Below are 16,857 nucleotides of genomic sequence, written 5' to 3'. Positions count from 1 at the left end.
TGACCCGGTCATCCCGCCGCTGTGTATTGGGCTTCGTGATCGGTGTCCTCGCCCCCTGGCGATCGGGATGTATGGCTATTGGGTGTGCCCTCTGGAGTGTCCGTGTTCGGACAAACTGTGCCCCATCCAGCCGAACAGGCCAAAACTGCCCGCAAAGCTAGGAGCCGACACGTGTTGGACGTCCTCAGTATTGGCAATCGTAGGCGCGTCAATGAACGGAAAGAAACCAGTCGGCATCAGCACATGGACAGTGCACGAGCGCGCAGTGTCCACGGAAGGACTGGCTATGGAAGCAGCTGCTTGGGGCCTTGCGGACCACGCACGCGCTGCGTTTTCGAGTACCACTGCCGTTGAGGTCGGCACCTATGAATTCTTGGCCCACCGTTACCTGGGCATACGGTAATGATCTCTGATTTTTATTTGTTTGTGTGTAAAAAATTAATCAGAAAGTCGTCCCTTTCGGTTTTGCGACATAAGTCGAAAATTGGTGATCGTACAATGCTCAGATATTGATATGACGAATTTATATTGGATTCATATAACTAATTGGGAATTTGAATATGCTGTACCAATGATCATGGCTTTGATGCACCATTATTGTTTTAACAAAGGATATCTAGAGTTTCTTGAGGAAAGCAACGCATGCCGACATTTTTAGAGCCGATCAGTTGGTCAAGGTGGTGATCACGAGCACTTCGGTGGTGCAGGATAAGGGAGCGGCAAGCTGGCGAGTTATCCCCGAAACTTGATCGCAGTCTCGGCGCATCTGATCTGCGGCATCGGGCAGCCTTTTGCCGGCGAGAGAAAAGCGCTTGAAGCCGCTGCGCGGGTTTCGGGGAGCGGCCTTGCCTGGGCAGTCATTGGTAGTCTATGACGCGGATACGGCGATGATCGTCGACCTTGTGCAATGCGAAGATGCGCATGCCCAGGAGCGGACCATCATGGAAACCCTGCTCGAATCGGCCCAGCCTGGCGATTTGTGGATCGCTGATCTCAACTTCAGCATGCGCGCGATTCTTACCGGCTGGCAGCGTCGCGGCAGCACTTTTTATCGTGCGCGAACACGGCCGCAATCCGAGCCCCAGCGAACTGGACCAGGCAGTCGAAATAGGGCAACGGCTCCTTGATCGCATCGAGCGCTTCCCGCCCTTCGAACCCGTATTGGGGGAGCCGATCTTCGCTGAGGCCCGGGAAGTTCGCGATCGCATCTGGCAACCAGGCCTCCGGCTCGAGTGCCATCGAGATGGAAGAGGGCTGCTCCTAGGCTTTTGGTGGCGAAAGACGGCATACCATAGCGAGTGTCGTCGTGGGAGAGTGCCAGGGCGCCGCGCCAACCACATCTATTCGACTACGGACTCTAGGACAGGATCTCTCGGCGGCACGTCGCACGCGTCACATGACGCAGGAGGATCTGGCGGAGCGCATCGGGACGTCGGTGAACACCATCGGGCGTATGGAGGACGGTCATCCGGGCACAGCGCTACCACCTTTCTGCGCGCGCTGCACATTCTGGGGCGCTTAGACGCGGTGCTGAAGGTGCTAGCACCGGAACAGGATGCGCTGGGCCTGGACCTGGCGCGAGAGCAACTACCGAAGCGCGTTCACGGGCGTCCAAAACCGAGTGTTGCGGTGAGTACTGCCGCCTACCGCAAGCGGGCCGGCGAGGGCGTGCCCGTCCCCGAGGCTTCCGAAACGAAGCGGGATGATCGCACTCCGAACCGTGACCGGCCAACCGACTCGGACGACTTTGAGGGCTTCTGATGGCAGGCAAGCAAGCAAAGCGGCAGGAACTGGAAGTTCATCTCGGTGCCGGCGGTCGGGTGGTGGGCCGCCTGCTCTTCAGCAGCGGTAAGCGCAGCGCGTTTCGCTACGACGAGCAATGGCTCCAAAGCGATCGCTACTTTGCCATTTCTCCCGATCTGCAGCCGGTGCTCACCTTGCAGCACCCGAGGGGAGTGTATTTCCGCTCGCTGGAGGACACCGGCCCGGACTCGTGGGGAGAGCGCGTGATCCGCCGCGCGCACGCTAAGTTGCGCGAGAAGGAGCAGGATGTGCTCCCTCTGGATCCAGTCGACTATCTAACCTGGGTCGACGATGAGGCGCGCGTCGGCGCGCTACGCCTCTTCGATCCCGAGCAGCGGATTTATCTGCATACCGCAGGCGCCCATCGGCACGTTCCGCCCTTGGTGGAGCTCGACAAGGTGCTGCACGCGGCGCAGGCGCTGGAAGACGGAACAGAGAGCACCCAGGATCTTCAGTACCTAATTGGGCGCGGCACGTCGCTGGGCGGCGCGCGCCCCAAGTCGACCGTGCTGGACACTGATGGTTGGCTGGCCTTGGGCAAATTTCCCAGCCAGGCGGACAAGCGCGACGTGGTTCGAGGGGAAGTGCTGGCCATGCAACTCGCGGCCAAGGCGGGCATCCGTGTTGCCCATGCCCGGGTGGCGATGATCAACGAAACAGCAGTGGCGGTGATCCGGCGCTTTGACCGCACCGCCGATGGGGCGCGCATCCCTTACATGTCCGCGGCCACCATGCTGCTGGTCGACGGCCGTGAGGAAGAGCACGCCTACACCGAACTGGTGGACGTACTTCTGAAAGAGAGGGCTCGAGCGCCATCGCCGACATCCAGGAGTTGTGGCGCCGGCTGGTCTTCAATTTCCTCATCTGCAACACGGACGACCACCTGCGCAATACCGGGCTGCTCTACGACGCACGCGGCAAGGGTTGGCGCTTGGCGCCGGCGTTCGATCTCAATCCAATGCCAGGCGACCGCCGCGAGAGCAAGACTTGGCTCACTGAAGACTCCGGCCCCATCGACAGCAAGCGGACCCTCATGGACGATGCCCATTATTTCCGGCTCACCCAGCAGGACGCCGCAACGAATTGGGCCCAGGTGGAAGCGGCGGTCAGCGCCTGGCGCAACATAGGCTTGCAACTGGGCATGAGTAGCAGCGCCCTGGTTGACTTCGCCCCTGCCATGGAGCTCCGCTAGCGGCGCCGCTGCGCATTTTGCGCTTAGGAGCAGTCGCCGTGCCTCGGCGCCGGGCAGAAGGAAATCTTGTTCAGTAGCGGCGACTCGCCAAGTCGCTTCAGGGTGTTGATGCCATAGGCGATGGCTGCTTCGCTTCGCCCGGGAAGGCCCGACCGCACTCGTTCATCGCAGCGTCGATGTTATCGGGCTGGCGGCGACGATCATGTCGGGGTCACTATTGATGCTGAGTAGATACCGGGAGATCTTGGGAATCTTCTCGGTGACGGTGACTACTTCCTCCTCCTCGGGCTTCTTGTTGCTGACGGTGTCGATGTATTGATCGAGCCGGAAGTCGCGCGCCAGCGCCTCACGGCCGAGCACGAGCACGCCGCCTTCGCCCACGTGCGTGTTGTAGCAGATGAACTCACGCGCAACGTCGTAGTTGCGGGTGAAGCGCGGCCCGGGGCTGAAATGGCGTACGGGATGTCAATAGGACGCTGCGTTTTGCTCCTGGATTACCGCTCGTGCATGCGCTTCGAGCAGCTTTCGCACTTGGCGGTGGTCAGGCTGTCCACGCCGGCGCGACAGCAAACCCATGATGGGGCCATCGGCTCGCCAGCGCTGGACGACCCGTTCGGCATGTCGCGCCGTGAAATCAAGGCGCGCCCTGCGAACCAATTTCTGCGGGGAGAAGGCGAGGCACGCAGCCTGCGAACTTGGCTGGAGCTTGGCTCCGAGGGTTTCGCGGGCATACATATCGGCAAGGCGTGGATGGGGTTGATCGACCAGATAGAGCGGTCCAGGCCATGCGAGCGGTTATGTACAGACGACGGTCAGGGCATCTATCGATGGCGTTTGATGCTGCGGCGCTGAACTGCTGACATTCCGCTGTTGCCAACCTGGTCAGCTACTCGATTGACGTAACCCGTGCTAGTTCTTGTCCGACTGCGTAGACCCGGCTGGGCTGGAACAGGGTGCGAGCGAGATCGAATTCGAATCGCACCACCAGGTTACGGATCTGCCGCCAACGGTAGGGCAGCGCGTTCCGACCTTGCCAGTACGCACAACAGGCGGCAACGCATTGTATGGCCTCCCGATGAAGGTATATCTCGCCGGCTTGGTATTGCAGATACGCAGTTACCAGCTCGCGCAATCTCAGTGCGGCGGCATGATGTGGCTCAACTAGGAGCGAATCCCCTCGCGCCATGGCGATTCCGAGTGCGTGGTATGGAGTTGCGGTGCGCGCCAGTTCGCCCGCGTTGCGGGCCGTATGCCAAATCACAAACATTCCGCTCATAGTGACCGTGTGCTCTCGTTTGGAGTTGACAACGATGTCGACGATCGCGTCGGCATAGCGTAGCCAGTCTCGCGCATCCCAACGTTGGTCTTGCACCTGCTCGCAACGTAGCGGGTTGGCTACCGCTTTGCCTGGTCAACCCGAGCCTGTTCAGTTGCCCTTGCAAGCTCCGCCCGTCGGGGCGGGTTAGTTGACTTGTTCAATGGCCGTCTTCGCCAGCGCGGTGGGTTCGGCGTCCCATTCTTGCAATGCCGCCCGGAATTTCTCGGGAGACTCTCCGGCGATGCTTCGGGCGGCAGGTTCGAGGGGATTTCAGGAGCGCTAGCCGGGGCGGCGGAGGGCTTCATTTCAGGCTTGTGTTAATAGCATTTGAGAATGTAAGTTTAAAAGTGATAGTTATATACTATCTAATATTTTGGCTTCATGCATATTTTCTTCTAGGAAAATCAAGGGGTTAGGCCAGACTTGTCCTGATGGCATCCAATGCCGGCTGGCGCTGCGCAGCAGGCTCCGTCACTGTCGCTGTAACTTCTGCTCGCAACCCACCACCGACAAGGGACGCTGGCGCCTCGGGTACCCCAGAGGATTTTCTGTGGGCTATCGTGTAGTAATGTAACGCAAAACATCACAATGTGATGTCGTGGTTCATGTGATTCGCTTGCTACTCAGTCGACCATTACGACCGTGCGTAAGAGGTCACACATGGACGAGTTAGGGAAAGCTGCATTGGTGAAGGCGGTAGGACAGGCGATTGCGTCGAAGCGCGCCGCCGTTGGGCTGTCTCAAGAGAAGGTCGCGGAAATGCTGGGCATCAGCCGAGAGGCAGTGTCCCGGATGGAAACGGGGGTGGCGATTCCATCTGTGGTTCGGCTCGCCGAACTCGCTGAGATTTTCGGCTGTGGGATAGAGGAACTGCTGACAAATGCATCGAACCGGAAAGTGGACCAGGCCAGGAAAATTGTGGAGCTGTTAGAGGGGCTGAGCGGCGCGAATCGCGAAATGCTGATGAGCGTGATTCGGCAACTGGTCGGCGGTCTAACAAGCAAGTAACAAATGCTGGGCTAATCCGGTGCCCCAGCCTTCGCTGCGGGGCTTGAACAGGTTTTGCCGACGCATTCCCCCTCCTAGGGCCGAGAGGCTCAGGAGGGGGTCAAGTCGGCGGCAGCCGTCAGGCTGCCTTACCCTTGCGTCGAGCATGCTCTGTGGTTCCCTGCCGCTCGACGTAGGCCTTCACGGTTTCCAAAGACGCGCCCCCGACGGACGAGACAAAATAGGCCCGATGCCAGAAGAGCGGCTTCGAATAGAATCGACTGAGGTGCTCAGCGAACCGCAGACGTGCTCGGCGTGCGCTCGCGGCCTTGAAGTTGTTAATCAGCACGGAAATGTCCAGAGCAGGATGGCTGCTGAGCAGCAGGTGGACATGGTTCGGCTCGCCGCCAACTCCAGAAGCTCGCAACGCCACGCCGCGAGAATCTGCGCGAACGCCGTCTCCAGGTAGGCCAGCAGGTCCGGCGCTAGCGTCTTGCGGCGGTACATGGTGACAAAGACGATATGCAGCTTCAGGTTGTAGACAGCATGCGCATGCGACTGATTGCCCATTTCCATAGTTGCGCTCCGATGTTCTGCTGTTAAAGTCATGTCATGCAAACCGGATACCGATTCCGCTGTTACCCTTCGCCAGCGCAGCAGGCCGTCTTGCTGCGCTGGATTGGCTGCCAGCGCTTCATCTTCAACGCCAAGGTCGGTGATGATCGATATTACCGAGCATTCCAGCGCAAGACGCTGTCCTTGGCGGGGCAGCATGCCCCGATCGACCAGGAATACGCGCGCCTCAAGGATGCGGAACTGATGCCCTAGCTCTCTGAGGTGCCATCGCAGGTGCTGCGCAATGGCGCGGTGCGCTGGAAGCAGGCCTATAACCGCTTCTTCCAGAAGCTCGGCCGCCGGCCGACGATTCAGCGCAAGGTCGGCAAGAAGCCGCAGCGTTCTTGGCGTCGCCCGGCAAACGCTGCTTCGCTGGGAACGGCCGATACTGACGGGCTAGATGACGACAAAGAAGGTAATTCCTCCACCTCCTCAGCAAGACTTGCTGCGCGAGGCAATGACGCAGCTTGGCATGACACGCGACGAGTTCGCGGCTCGGATCAGCGTATCCAGGCGGACGCTCGACAAGTGGCTCTTGCCGAGCGAGTCCTCTGACTTTCGCACCCTGCCAGATATGGGCCGTGCGTATATTCAGGAAATCCTGACATGGTACGCGAGAAGCACTTTACTATCCCCAGTGGGGATATAAAATAGCCGCGCATACAGGGGCATTGAGCATGAAACCGTCCCTTCCATTGCTTGCGTCCCATCGGGACACCATCCGCCGTGTGGTAGCTGCGCACCGCGGCTGCAATCCGCGCGTCACCGCCCAAAAAAGCGCTCGCTGTCGTGTAGACACGGGCGCTGAAGGAGGGCAGTCGCGAACTCCTGCCATCGTCGAGTCCGACGCATGCGGCGCGCAATTTCGAGCAGAAGCGGGAGTCGTGACGCGAGCTTCTGTCACAATCTCTTTCGCAAGAATAAGTAGGCGCGAACGCTCCCGGGCAGTGCAGCCAGGGGTGATATTGTACGTTTTTGGTCGCTGCGTCGATGGTACGCAGGTGCGACGCCAGAGTATCAAGGATGATGGGACATCGGCCGCCATGGTGGATTCGGGTTACCCGCAGTTTTTTCGTCCGCTGACGCTGAAGAGGCGCCGGCTGATTGCTGCCTGCATCCGCGCATTCTATGCGCGGCTTTATGGTTCCCACGCCGACTACCGTTCCATCCTCGGGCGCGAGGACTTGCGTGACCTGTTTGTTCAGACCATGCAATCCGCCACGCTGCCGGCCGACTCGGCGGGGGAAGATGGCGAAGACGGATTCGCCGCCGGTGACCTTGCCGACGACCAGAAGCTGGCAAGCGCCATCGTGCGCCTCCTCGTCGCGGACGGCTGGCTCGAAACCGCCGAGGATCGCGTTCGACTGGTTACCGCCTATCGCTTCACCCGCGCCGGCAAGATCTTCGCTCAGGCGCTGACGCTGGCCGACCGCCCACGCGAACGAACCCGCCAGCGCAACATGCGTTCCTGCAAGAATGCCCTGGGTGCCTTTATCGAGCGCCGCGATGTGGAGGACCTGCTCGACGCCTACGAGTATGCCGATCGGGTCATCGCCGACCTCTCCGAGGACATCGAGCTCTTCTACGACCTGGCCCGCAAGATATTGCTCGATGCGCATGTGCAGGGCAATTGGGATGGGTTCATCGAGTTCATCGAGCGGCGTTTTCGTGATGAGTTCTCGCCCCGGCTGGTCTATGACAATGCCGAGCGCCACCGACTGGACATCGGGGCGTTGATCGAACGTCTTAATGAGTTGAGCGCGGCCGAGATGCAGGCCATTGACGATGACCTGGCCAACCACGCGGCATGGGCCGCGCAGGCGGCGCCGGAAGGGGCGATCTTGCGATGGATGCTTGATCGGATCGACGAGATGGTGACCGCGGCCTGCCGGACGAAACAGCCGGAATTGTTCCGGGCCATGGAGAGCTATGTCCGTCGCCATGTGGTCTTGTTGTCGCAGAGTCTGTTCATGGGGGCATCGGGCAGCGGGGCGGCGTTGTCCACCCTGATCCGCCGCCTGGGGGAGATCCCGGAGCGGGAGCAGGGCGCGTGGCTGGAGCGGCAGGGAGCGGCGCTCGCACCGGTGAGCGTGGCGCTGTATGATCCCGCCGCGGTGCAGCCAAGAAAGGCCGCCGAGCGTAGCCGGGCGCAGGCCGTGAGCATTGTTCCGGAGATCACGCGGGAAGAGCGTTTGCGTCAATTCGTGCGGCAAGCGGAGGAGCGGGCCTTCTCCTTGTCGCATCACGATGTCGTGGATTACCTGCTCGGTTCCATGCGTGGCACGGGCGCGCTGCGCCTGTCCGAGTTGCCGGTCGACGATGCCATCCAGGCGTTATCGTTGTTGCGGGCCATCGAGGCGGCACGGGACCATGACGGACTGGAGGTGGAGCGGCTGGATGCCGAGCCGCTGGACAATGCCATTATGTCGGGCACCGACTATGCAATCAGGAGGCGGCACATCGGCCATGGATGAAATTACGATTGGGCAACTGGTGGAGGCGGAACTGAAGGCAAAGGGCGTCAGGCCGGAGGCGTTCCGCCAGATTCTCGGCCGCCTGCTCGGGCTCTCGATCCTGCATCGGGAAGACAGCGCCATCGAGCGTCAGCTCTACGACGACGCCGTGCGTATCGAGGGCCTGCTCAATGCGTACTTCGATGTGGGCGGGTTCCGACTGCTGCACGAGCGGCATCAGAGTTATTTTCGGCTTTACCCGCCGGGAGCGCGCGTGCCGGGACTGCCCGCCGAGGACGATGCTGTCTTGGTGGACGCCGTGCGGGCAAAGCTTTCTGCAGATTTCGTGGCATGCTGCCTGGTGCTGCGCTTGCTGTATAACGAAAGCCTGCGGCAAGGTTCGATCAACGAGCGCAACGAGGCGCTCGTCACCGTGGAATACCTGAATGCCACGCTGACTGCGCAGGCGCGCCGCTCACTGCCGGCCAAGACTGCGCGGGAGAAGCTCTTCGCGGACCTGAAGCGGGCCCGCCTGATCGATTACCGGGCGGATTCCGAGGTGGAAGATGCTGACGCATTGGTCGCCATTCGTGGAACGATCCTGCAGTTTGTGTCGGATTCCGCCATCGATGCCCTGCTGGCCGAAACACGGACGCCCGTATCGGCCGTCACGTTGCCGGAGCCTGACGATGAAGCTTGAGAAGCTCATCCTGGTCAACTGGGGTTTCGTGGTGTCTCGGGAATACCCCTTTGGCGACACCACCTTGCTGTCGGGTTCGACCGGGGTTGGGAAGTCCTCTTTCCAGGACGCGATCCAGCTGGTCATGACCGGCGGCAAGCAGCACATCAACGTGTTCAACTCGGCGCAGGACGAGAGCGGCGCTTTGCGCGCGGGCGGCAAGGTGAGGCGGACGCTGGCGTCCTACGCGGTAGGCATGCGCGACAACCTCTGCGTCCGGCCGTATGGGTCGCACACCTATGTCGTCGCTGTTTTCGCACCCGATGTCGGGGAGTCCTCCGAGCCATTCAGCGCCGTGGTGGCTGTGGAAGCCGCCGTGTCCGGTACGCGCGAGCAAGGCCGCAGCGTCGAAGTGGCGCGCAAGCTCTACTTTGTGCTGCCGGGCAGCCGCGCGATCGAGGCGGATTTCATCGAGTCGCGCAAGGGCAATTCGATTACAGCGGTGAGGGTCGAGGATATCTACCATCGGCTGCGCCAGCGCTATCCGCGCGTCCTGCCGTTCGAAAACAGCATCGAAGACTATCTGTGCAAGCTCTATGCCGAGTTTCGCGGTGGCGGCAAGACGCTGGTCGGGCCGCGCGAGGCAGAAGCGGCGGCGCGGGCTTTCGTCCAGTCCATTGCCCGCAAGACCGTCGGCTCGGTGGACGAGCTGATCCGGGAGCAGGTGCTGGCCGAGCCTGATTTCTCCGACCAGATCGGGCATATCGCGTCGCTCATGCAGAACGTGCAGCGCCTGCGGAAGATCGCCACCGAGTTGCTGGCTTGCCGGGAGCGGCTGGGAGTGCTGAAGGCGCACGCGGATGCGTTCCTTGCCGCGTTCGAAGAGGCCATGGAGGCCGAACTGGGAGAAGCGCTGCGCCGGCAGCAGGATGTCAAGGGGGAGATCCAAAGACTGGAGGCCTCCCGGCAAATCGCCTTGGGGGAGGTCGAGAAGCAGCAGGCGCTTGCCGACCGGCATGCACAGGCGCTTAAGCGCGCCACGGAATTGCACGGCGCTGCCAAGGGGCGGCTCAATGGCAACCCGGTTGCGCAGGATCGTGAGCGGCTCAGCCGCGAGATAGCGGCAGCCACCGAAGGTCGATCCCGTATCGCACTGGATATCCTGGCCGCTCTGACGGGCTTGCGCGGCGTGCTGGACGAACTGGCCGCCCTGGCCAAACGGCCTGCAGGGCCTGCCTCCGCCTACGCACTCCATGTGGAGCGGCTGGTTGTGGATGCCGCAGCGATTGATGCCGCCGACGGCCGGGCTGCCGCGCGCGAGCTGGCGGCGATGCTGACTGGTGCGCAGATCGACCCGCCGCGCCTACGGCGCGACCGGTTCGCCAGCCTGGATGCCGTCCTGGCTCCCATTGCGCAGCGCTTACACGGCGCCGATGGCCTGTATGGCGCGGTGGTACAGGAGCAGGCGCGGGAATCGGATCGCGCTGCCGCCCTGCAAGGGGAAATCGAGGACCTGGAGCGGCGCAGGCAAGGGCTGGAAGATGGCCACTTTGACTTGCCGGCGCATGTGGAGGCCGCGGTCCGATATCTCGAAGCCCAGATGCCGGGTGCCCGTCCCAGGGTGCTGTGCAACCTCGTCCAGCCGCGGGAGGGCTCGCGTTGGCAGAACGCCATTGAAGGGCTTCTGGGCGGTAACCGCTTCGTGATCCTGGTGGACGTGCAGTACGAGGCGCGCGCTATCCGGGCGCTGCGGCACGAGCTGCCGGCGACTAGGCAAGGACGAGAGGCTTCCGTGGTGCAGGGTGAACTGGCCAAGCGGCGGGCGGAAAACCAGGCGCTGTCGCCCGACGCCGTGCTGCAGGAACTGGTGATTGCCGATGAGACCGCGCGTGCCTATCTGGTCGCAAGCTACGGCCGTTATGTCAAGGTGGAGGATGCGCAGGCGCTGCGCGGCGCGCCACAGGCTCTGACGGTGGACGGCATGGCCAGCGGCGGGTTCAAGATGTTTTCGTCATGGGTGGAGGATGGCGAACTGGCCTTCGGTGCCGAGGCACGGCGCAAGCGCGTGGTGAGGCTTGCCCGGGAGATCGACGAAAAGACGCGGGAAAGGGACGCGCATCGCGCAAGCGCCGCGGAGTTGACCGCCTGGGGCGCGCGCCTGCTCGGCCTGAAGCTCGTGCCCGTCGCGCCGATGCTGGACAAGCTGGGTGAGACGCAGCGCGGACTGAGCAGTCTCGCGGCGCAACTCGCCAGTCTGGACGACTCCGACCTCATCGTACTGGAGCGCCGCGTGGTGCGTGCGGAGCAGCTATTGGACGGCCACCACCGCCTATCCAATACCGCGTCACGCGCGGCGGGCGAAGCGGCAGGCCGGGCGCGTGCCTTGGAAGCGAACATCGCTGACGCCGAGGCTAAGCTTGTTGGGTGCCAGGACGGCGTGAGACAGGTCAACTCCCGCGTGGCTGAACTGATCCGGCTAAATCCGCACTTCGATCCGGTGCGCCTGGACCTGCGCGCCAGGGAAGCGGCCAAGGAGCAGGCCACCGCGTCCTTCGATGGGCGGCGGCGCCAGCAAGCCGGCCTGTACCGCCAGGAGCGCGAGGCGTTCGAGCGGAAGCTGGAGACACACAATCTCTTGTCTTCTTCGTTCGATGAGCGGGTCGACTTTCAGCCTTGCCAGTCGACGCAGGGGGAGTACGAGTGGCAAGCCTATGGCGGCGTACCCACCGCCCGGCGGCAGATCTCGGCCATGCTCGAACGGCTCGACCAAGTGCGCATTCTCAACAACACCAGCGAGCTGCAGGGCGCCGAGAAGAGCTTCAACAATACGTTCAGTACGCACTTCGCGCTGGCCGTGCGCACCGCGGTGGAGCAGGGCATCGATCCGCTCAAGCGGCTCAATGATAAGCTCAAGCGCCTGGCATTCGGCGAAGACCGCTTCGAGATCGAATACGGCCAGATGGTCAAGGAGTACAAGAAGTACTTCGACCTGTTCCAGGAACTGAACCGGCTGGCCGAGACGCAAACACCGGTAGATCTGTTCTCGGCAGCCGAAGGCGTGCTGTCCGCCGACAGCGTCGTGGCGCTGGACGACATCAAGCTGCTATTGCTCGACACTAACCGCGACCACGCGTTGCGGCGGCTGAAGGACATAGCGGACTACCGCAACTATCGCCAGTACGACATCCGCAAGTATTCGGAAGATGGACGCGAGGCGTCCCTGGCGAGAATGGCGACGTTCTCGGGAGGCGAACTGATGACGCCGGCCTATCTTGTGCGGGCCGCCGTGCTGGCCCAGGCATTCCGCCAGTTCGAGAAGACGCCGAGCCTGAAGCTCATGATGATCGACGAGGCCTTCGACAAGATGGACGAGGGCCGCACCGCGGCCGTGATGCGCTATCTCAATGAGAACCTTGACCTGCAACTGGTGGTTGCCATGCCTTCCCGCGCGTCTGGCCCGCTGCTGGAGTTGTTCAGCTTCGAGCATCGCTTTTCCCTGATGAAGGTGGAGGGTCTGGCCGGGGAACTCGATAAGATTACCGAGGTGGACAGCTCCCTCTTGAAGGCAGACCGGCTGCATGCGCTCTGGACTGAGCGCCGGGAGGCGGTGCGGCGTGAAGCGGCACGGCAGTTCGACTTGCAGGAGGCACGCAGGCAGTTGGTCTCGGAGACGGGAACATGAGCGCCGACGGCATCCCGGGGTGCCGGCCGGCGGCCCTCACCGCGTTGCTGAATGCGCTGGTGGACCGCATCGAGGCGAAGCCGTTTGCTGATAGACGCCGCGATATCAACTTCCCGCTGAGTGCCGGGACGTGGCCGGAGTTTTTCGCGATTGCCATCCACGGCGAACGCATGTTCGTGTGGCGCTCCCTGGAAGCGTTGCAGGCGCAGCCCGGGTTGGCGCTGGTGCTCGACCAGCGTCGCGGCCAGCGGGATCTTGATATCTGGGAACGCTCGCCGAAGCTCGTCATTGCCGCGCAAGCGGAAGCGTTTCTTCGCGACGAGACGGGGCGCCAGCCCGGTGCCGTGGTCGCCTGGATGGCGGAGTGGCGGCAGGCTGTGCTGGCGCGCTTCGGCAACACGGCGCTGTGCGAGCGGCTGCTGTCCCGTCCGATCCTCATCCTGCCGCGTTCACCGGAGCAGGTGCTGGAGCGCCTCGCAGGCATCCCGGCGCTTGCCGCCGAGAACCTCATGCTCCATGAGGTGGCAAGCCGGCAGTTCTGGGGCTTGTCAAAAATTCTCAATGGCCAGCAGGAAACCATTGCCCTGTTGCTTGGCGCAGATGTTTGCCCGTTTCCGGACAAACCGGTACAACTGCTGGTGGCCGCCAGGACGGTTGATCCTGTCGCCCCGATCCTGTTTGTGGAAAATGCCGCAACGTTCGAATCGATGGCGGCGGGGAGGCTGAGCGCAGCCGAAGGTTTTATCCTGATATACGCATCCGGGTACAAGGCGAGCGCGAGGCGGCTGCGCCAGCCGGGTGGCAGCTCGGTTTATTTTGCCCCGGGTATGATTGAGCGGAATGCAGCGTTGGGGAGCCGTTTTCTCGCATGGCTGCATGGCCCCGACGTCACGCGCCCTGTCCATTTCTGGGGCGACTTGGATTTTGCCGGGATGGATATTCTCAAGGAGTTGCGCGTGGTATTCCCAGGCGCGCACGCGTGGAAGGCTGGCTACGAGGCGCTGCTTGCACGCCTGCTCGCAGAGGAGTCCCACGCGCCGGATGAAGCAAGGAAGTCAGGCCAGACCGATCCGGGCCAGACCGGCTGCTGTTATGCGGATGAAGTGCTGCTGCCAGCACTACGCAGACTGGGTCGATTTGTCGACCAGGAGAGTCTGTAGCGTCTCGGCTGCGAATAGGCGGTGTCAAGTTAGTCAAAGTATCAATCGGTTCTGGCAGTTGCTGGGAGACATACTCGGCGAAGACTTGGCGAGCATGGACCACCTGCAGCTACAAACGTTTCCGACGCCTCGCTGCAAGCCACTCTCGCCGCCGATGTGACCGCGCTGCGCGACCAGGTGCGGGTCGCGCTAGTGGTGGCCGAGCAGGAACTGCGCGGGCGCACGCGCGTCACCATCGACCACTCGAAACCTGACCGAGGCGCTCAGGCACTCGCCGCCGAGGCGTTCAGGACGATCTGGCAGACAGCGAACGAAGCCGCTACCGGCGAGCTGGCCACGCTGCGCGCCAACGCGCGTCACGCGGCCGGTGCCCCCGGCGGTGATCGCGCGGCTGGGGGCCAATCTGGCGACGCGCGGCCATCCGGCCGACCCCGGCGCCAACTGGGTCCCGGGCGGCGCGGCGCTGCTCGGCCACGCCACGGACCTGGTAGAGCGGGTCCCGTGGGCTGGCGCGCGCGCCGCCAACCCTGTCGATGCCGCCGCTGGCATCAGCACCATCACGCTCGCCAAGCAGATCAAGGAGTTCCTCACTGCCTGCGCCGACACGCTGTGCCTCGCCGATCCGCGCGGCGCGGCTCGGCCGGGGCGCCGCTCGAGATGGTGCAGAAGAATGCCGGCCACGCCGCGCTGGACATCACCACGCGCTACGTGACCACCGAGGCGGCGCGACGCATGGCGGCGATGCTGGCGATGTGGGGGGCAGGGTAAGGGGTCGCCCGCCACCCCAGATTAGACCCAACCTTCGCATCCCGTCAGGCCAGGCCACACAAGGACGGTGCGGCACGGTAGGGCCGGGCAGGCGCTCGCGGGTGTCGGTTTCGGGTGCAACTGTTGGACGATGATCGGCTGTTGGTATATCCTTTGATATATATCAGCTGCAGGAGTGCATTATGCCTTACACTGCCAAGATTTTTACCAGTGGCCGCAGTCAGGCCGTGCGTTTGCCGCAGGCCTTCCGGTTCACGGAAAAAGAGGTATACATCCGACGCGATCCCACTACTGGCGACGTTATCCTGTCGCGCCGGCCCGACTCGTGGGCGGGCTTCTTTGCGCTTGATGCGACGACCGAGGTTCCGACTGATTTCCTGGACGAGGCCGATCGCAACCAGGGCGAGTCGGGCCGCGACCCGTTCGGAGATGGCGACGACGTATGAAGACCTATATGCTCGACACCAATATCGTGAGCCACATCATCAAGGGCGATCTGCCGCGCGTGCGCGAGCGCCTGGTGGCGGTACCCATGCACAGCGTGGCGGTGTCGGTGGTCACGCAGGCCGAGTTGCTCTACGGTGTCGCCAAGCGCGGGCACCCGACGGGCCTGGCCACACGGGTGCGCGAGTTCCTTGCGCGCGTGACGGTTCTGCCGTGGACCAGCGCGGTGGCCGAAGTCTATGGCGATCTGCGCGCCGCTTGCGAGGCGGCCGGGATGCCGCTCGCGCCGATGGACATGATGATTGCCGCCCACGCCCAGGCGCTTTCGGCTATTCCCGCGCATGGCACGGTGACCCTGGTGACGCGCGATCGCGCCTTCTCGCGTGCGCCGGTCCCGCTGGCGATCGAGGATTGGACCGAAGCCTAGTGTAGTGTTCCATTCTGTTTGGAACTTAAGCGGCGGTTGGCGCGAATGACCTTCTGTAGGATGTCGCGAGCGCTCTTGGTCCAGATGAACGGCTTGGGGTTGGTGTTGTGGTAAGCGATGTACTCGTTGATGGCGTCGACCAGTTCCGGCACGCTGGTGAATACGCCGCGGCGAAGTCGCTCGGTTGTGATGTCGCGAAAGAACCGCTCGACCATGTTCAGCCATGATGCCGAGGCGGGCGTGAAGTGCATGTTGAATCGCGGATGCTTGGCCAGCCAGTCCTGCACCGCAGGATGCTTGTGCGTGGCGTAGTTGTCGGCGATCAGATGCAGCGTTTTGTCCTTGGGCGTCTCGCGGTCGATCTTGCGCAGGAATTTCAACCACTCGCTATGACGGTGGCGCTGCTGGCACTGGGCGATGACCTGGCCATCGAGCACGTTGAGCGCGGCAAACAGCGTGGTCGTGCCGTTGCGCTTGTAATCGTCCGTCATGGTGGCCGCGCGCCCCTTCTTCAGCGGCAGCCCGGGCTGTGTGCGATGCAGCGCCTGCACCTGACTCTCCTCATCGCAGCACAGCACCAGCGCGTGCTCGGGTGGCGACATGTACAGGCCAACGATATCTTCAAGCTTCTCGACGAACTTCGGATCGCGCGACACCTTGAAGCCGCGCACGATGTGCGGCTTCAACCCGTGGGCGTGCCAATGGCGCATGACGGTGCTGGCGCTCACGCCCAACTCGGCGGCCATCTTGCGGGTGCTCCAGTGCGTGGTCGCCACGGGCTTGCCTTGAGTGGTCAGCTCCACCAGCCGCGCCGTGTCCACCTTCAACGGCGGCGCGCCGCGTGGCAAGTCGCGTTCGATACCGGTCAGCCCCGATTGCGCATAACGCTCACGCCAACGCGCGACCTGCACGCGTCCGATTCCTAACTGCTCGGCGATGTCCTTGTTCTGCATGCCGTTGGCGGCCAGTAGCACGATGCGTGCGCGCTGCGCCAGCCTCACGCTCGTGAGCTTGGACCGAACCAGCCTCGTCAACTTGGTTCTCTCCTCGTCTGTCAACAGGATCTCGGGGGCAACTCGCACTCGCTCTCTCCACGCTGTGTCGCAGTAGAGCAATAATCTCACATAAGTTCCACCAAGAACAGAACGCTACACTAGAAGGTGGCCCACATGCTGAGGACAAGATGCTGTCGCGTCGGAATCAAACGTCACCACTGCCATGCCCGCGCCCTCCGCATTCAACGGGCAAGTCCTTGTAGAAACACATAGAGGCCCCCCCATGCTCCGGCCGCCGTTCCGGACTATCAGTCGTCCAGGTAACGAGCGAGTA

At 62.6% G+C, this 16,857-nt stretch carries 16 protein-coding genes and 3 pseudogenes; 16 read left to right on the top strand and 3 right to left on the bottom strand.

Features of this window, described 5'->3' with window-relative positions; genetic code table 11:
- Positions 1-782: 782 nt before the first annotated feature.
- The 4 genes and pseudogenes from ACGLHR_RS05825 to ACGLHR_RS05810 form a co-directional block, all read left to right on the top strand.
- Positions 783-1,077: pseudogene (locus ACGLHR_RS05825) on the top strand (IS4 family transposase); the annotation flags it as partial.
- 319 nt (positions 1,078-1,396) lie between these two features.
- On the top strand, positions 1,397-1,522 hold the full coding sequence (locus ACGLHR_RS05820) for a multiprotein-bridging factor 1 family protein (RefSeq protein ID WP_400092590.1): 126 nt from the start codon (positions 1,397-1,399) through the stop codon (positions 1,520-1,522).
- A gap of 238 nt (positions 1,523-1,760) precedes the next feature.
- Positions 1,761-2,546: pseudogene (locus ACGLHR_RS05815) on the top strand (type II toxin-antitoxin system HipA family toxin); the annotation flags it as partial.
- A gap of 89 nt (positions 2,547-2,635) precedes the next feature.
- Positions 2,636-2,995, top strand: a complete 360-nt coding sequence (locus ACGLHR_RS05810; protein WP_400092720.1) for a HipA domain-containing protein — start codon at positions 2,636-2,638, stop codon at positions 2,993-2,995.
- A gap of 162 nt (positions 2,996-3,157) precedes the next feature.
- Here ACGLHR_RS05810 and ACGLHR_RS05805 read toward each other — a convergent pair whose 3' ends face one another.
- Positions 3,158-3,376 (bottom strand): hypothetical protein, encoded by a 219-nt coding sequence (locus ACGLHR_RS05805; RefSeq protein ID WP_400092588.1) that lies wholly within the window; start codon positions 3,374-3,376, stop codon positions 3,158-3,160.
- A 126-nt stretch (positions 3,377-3,502) separates the two neighbouring features.
- Between ACGLHR_RS05805 and ACGLHR_RS05800 the strand changes: the two genes are divergently transcribed.
- Positions 3,503-3,847, top strand: coding sequence for a hypothetical protein (locus ACGLHR_RS05800; RefSeq protein WP_400092587.1), 345 nt, complete (start codon positions 3,503-3,505; stop codon positions 3,845-3,847).
- A gap of 1,126 nt (positions 3,848-4,973) precedes the next feature.
- On the top strand, positions 4,974-5,321 hold the full coding sequence (locus tag ACGLHR_RS05795; RefSeq protein ID WP_400092586.1) for a helix-turn-helix domain-containing protein: 348 nt from the start codon (positions 4,974-4,976) through the stop codon (positions 5,319-5,321).
- Between the two features lie 118 nt (positions 5,322-5,439).
- Here ACGLHR_RS05795 and tnpA read toward each other — a convergent pair.
- Positions 5,440-5,807: pseudogene (tnpA, locus tag ACGLHR_RS05790) on the bottom strand (IS200/IS605 family transposase).
- 105 nt (positions 5,808-5,912) lie between these two features.
- Here tnpA and ACGLHR_RS05785 point away from each other — a divergent pair.
- The 10 genes from ACGLHR_RS05785 to ACGLHR_RS05740 all read left to right on the top strand — a co-directional run bounded on the left by ACGLHR_RS05785 (position 5,913) and on the right by ACGLHR_RS05740 (position 15,528).
- Positions 5,913-6,128 (top strand): helix-turn-helix domain-containing protein, encoded by a 216-nt coding sequence (locus ACGLHR_RS05785; RefSeq protein WP_400092585.1) that lies wholly within the window; start codon positions 5,913-5,915, stop codon positions 6,126-6,128.
- Between the two features lie 21 nt (positions 6,129-6,149).
- Entirely contained in the window at positions 6,150-6,470 is a 321-nt protein-coding gene (locus ACGLHR_RS05780; RefSeq protein ID WP_400092726.1) for a hypothetical protein, read from the top strand.
- A complete protein-coding gene (locus ACGLHR_RS05775) occupies positions 6,388-6,564 on the top strand; it encodes a hypothetical protein (RefSeq protein WP_400092719.1) in 177 nt (58 codons plus the stop codon). Before ACGLHR_RS05780 ends, ACGLHR_RS05775 begins: the two co-directional genes overlap by 83 nt.
- A 394-nt stretch (positions 6,565-6,958) precedes the next feature.
- Positions 6,959-8,389 carry a Wadjet anti-phage system protein JetA family protein gene (locus ACGLHR_RS05770; RefSeq protein WP_400092583.1) on the top strand — a complete coding sequence of 477 codons (1,431 nt, stop codon included), beginning with the start codon at positions 6,959-6,961 and terminating at the stop codon, positions 8,387-8,389.
- Positions 8,390-8,408: 19 nt separating this feature from the next.
- Complete coding sequence (locus tag ACGLHR_RS05765; protein WP_400092581.1) at positions 8,409-9,068, top strand: DUF4194 domain-containing protein; 660 nt, start codon at positions 8,409-8,411, stop codon at positions 9,066-9,068.
- A complete protein-coding gene (locus ACGLHR_RS05760) occupies positions 9,058-12,729 on the top strand; it encodes an SbcC/MukB-like Walker B domain-containing protein (RefSeq protein ID WP_400092579.1) in 3,672 nt (1,223 codons plus the stop codon). The genes ACGLHR_RS05765 and ACGLHR_RS05760 overlap by 11 nt, the downstream gene beginning before the upstream one ends.
- A complete protein-coding gene (locus ACGLHR_RS05755; RefSeq protein ID WP_400092578.1) occupies positions 12,726-13,889 on the top strand; it encodes a Wadjet anti-phage system protein JetD domain-containing protein in 1,164 nt (387 codons plus the stop codon). The genes ACGLHR_RS05760 and ACGLHR_RS05755 overlap by 4 nt, the downstream gene beginning before the upstream one ends.
- 367 nt (positions 13,890-14,256) lie before the next feature.
- Positions 14,257-14,601, top strand: a complete 345-nt coding sequence (locus ACGLHR_RS05750; protein ID WP_400092577.1) for a hypothetical protein — start codon at positions 14,257-14,259, stop codon at positions 14,599-14,601.
- Between the two features lie 238 nt (positions 14,602-14,839).
- Positions 14,840-15,103 (top strand): antitoxin, encoded by a 264-nt coding sequence (locus ACGLHR_RS05745; RefSeq protein WP_400092576.1) that lies wholly within the window; start codon positions 14,840-14,842, stop codon positions 15,101-15,103.
- A complete protein-coding gene (locus ACGLHR_RS05740) occupies positions 15,100-15,528 on the top strand; it encodes a type II toxin-antitoxin system VapC family toxin (protein ID WP_400092575.1) in 429 nt (142 codons plus the stop codon). Before ACGLHR_RS05745 ends, ACGLHR_RS05740 begins: the two co-directional genes overlap by 4 nt.
- Here the strand turns inward: ACGLHR_RS05740 and ACGLHR_RS05735 are convergent.
- The gene (locus tag ACGLHR_RS05735; protein ID WP_400092573.1) at positions 15,525-16,610 is read right to left on the bottom strand and encodes an IS630 family transposase; all 1,086 of its coding nucleotides are present in this window, start codon (positions 16,608-16,610) and stop codon (positions 15,525-15,527) included. The genes ACGLHR_RS05740 and ACGLHR_RS05735 overlap by 4 nt on opposite strands.
- Between the last annotated feature and the right edge of the window lie 247 nt (positions 16,611-16,857).

Origin of the sequence: Cupriavidus sp. CuC1, assembly GCF_044627735.1 — a bacterium.
Classification (GTDB): domain Bacteria; phylum Pseudomonadota; class Gammaproteobacteria; order Burkholderiales; family Burkholderiaceae; genus Cupriavidus; species Cupriavidus ulmosensis.
Note: the sequence above shows the minus strand (reverse complement) of the source record. Positions and strands in the feature narration are given on the sequence as shown.

Excerpts from the sequence above, each read along its gene's own strand:
- ACGLHR_RS05740 (WP_400092575.1), top strand. The coding sequence starts at position 15,100 with ATGAAGACCTATATGCTCGACACCAATATCGTGAGCCACATCATCAAG.
- ACGLHR_RS05820 (WP_400092590.1), top strand. The coding sequence starts at position 1,397 with ATGACGCAGGAGGATCTGGCGGAGCGCATCGGGACGTCGGTGAACACC.
- ACGLHR_RS05745 (WP_400092576.1), top strand. The coding sequence starts at position 14,840 with ATGCCTTACACTGCCAAGATTTTTACCAGTGGCCGCAGTCAGGCCGTG.
- ACGLHR_RS05770 (WP_400092583.1), top strand. The coding sequence starts at position 6,959 with ATGGTGGATTCGGGTTACCCGCAGTTTTTTCGTCCGCTGACGCTGAAG.
- ACGLHR_RS05760 (WP_400092579.1), top strand. The coding sequence starts at position 9,058 with ATGAAGCTTGAGAAGCTCATCCTGGTCAACTGGGGTTTCGTGGTGTCT.
- ACGLHR_RS05800 (WP_400092587.1), top strand. The coding sequence starts at position 3,503 with ATGCGCTTCGAGCAGCTTTCGCACTTGGCGGTGGTCAGGCTGTCCACG.
- ACGLHR_RS05755 (WP_400092578.1), top strand. The coding sequence starts at position 12,726 with ATGAGCGCCGACGGCATCCCGGGGTGCCGGCCGGCGGCCCTCACCGCG.
- ACGLHR_RS05795 (WP_400092586.1), top strand. The coding sequence starts at position 4,974 with ATGGACGAGTTAGGGAAAGCTGCATTGGTGAAGGCGGTAGGACAGGCG.
- ACGLHR_RS05785 (WP_400092585.1), top strand. The coding sequence starts at position 5,913 with ATGCAAACCGGATACCGATTCCGCTGTTACCCTTCGCCAGCGCAGCAG.
- ACGLHR_RS05775 (WP_400092719.1), top strand. The coding sequence starts at position 6,388 with ATGACACGCGACGAGTTCGCGGCTCGGATCAGCGTATCCAGGCGGACG.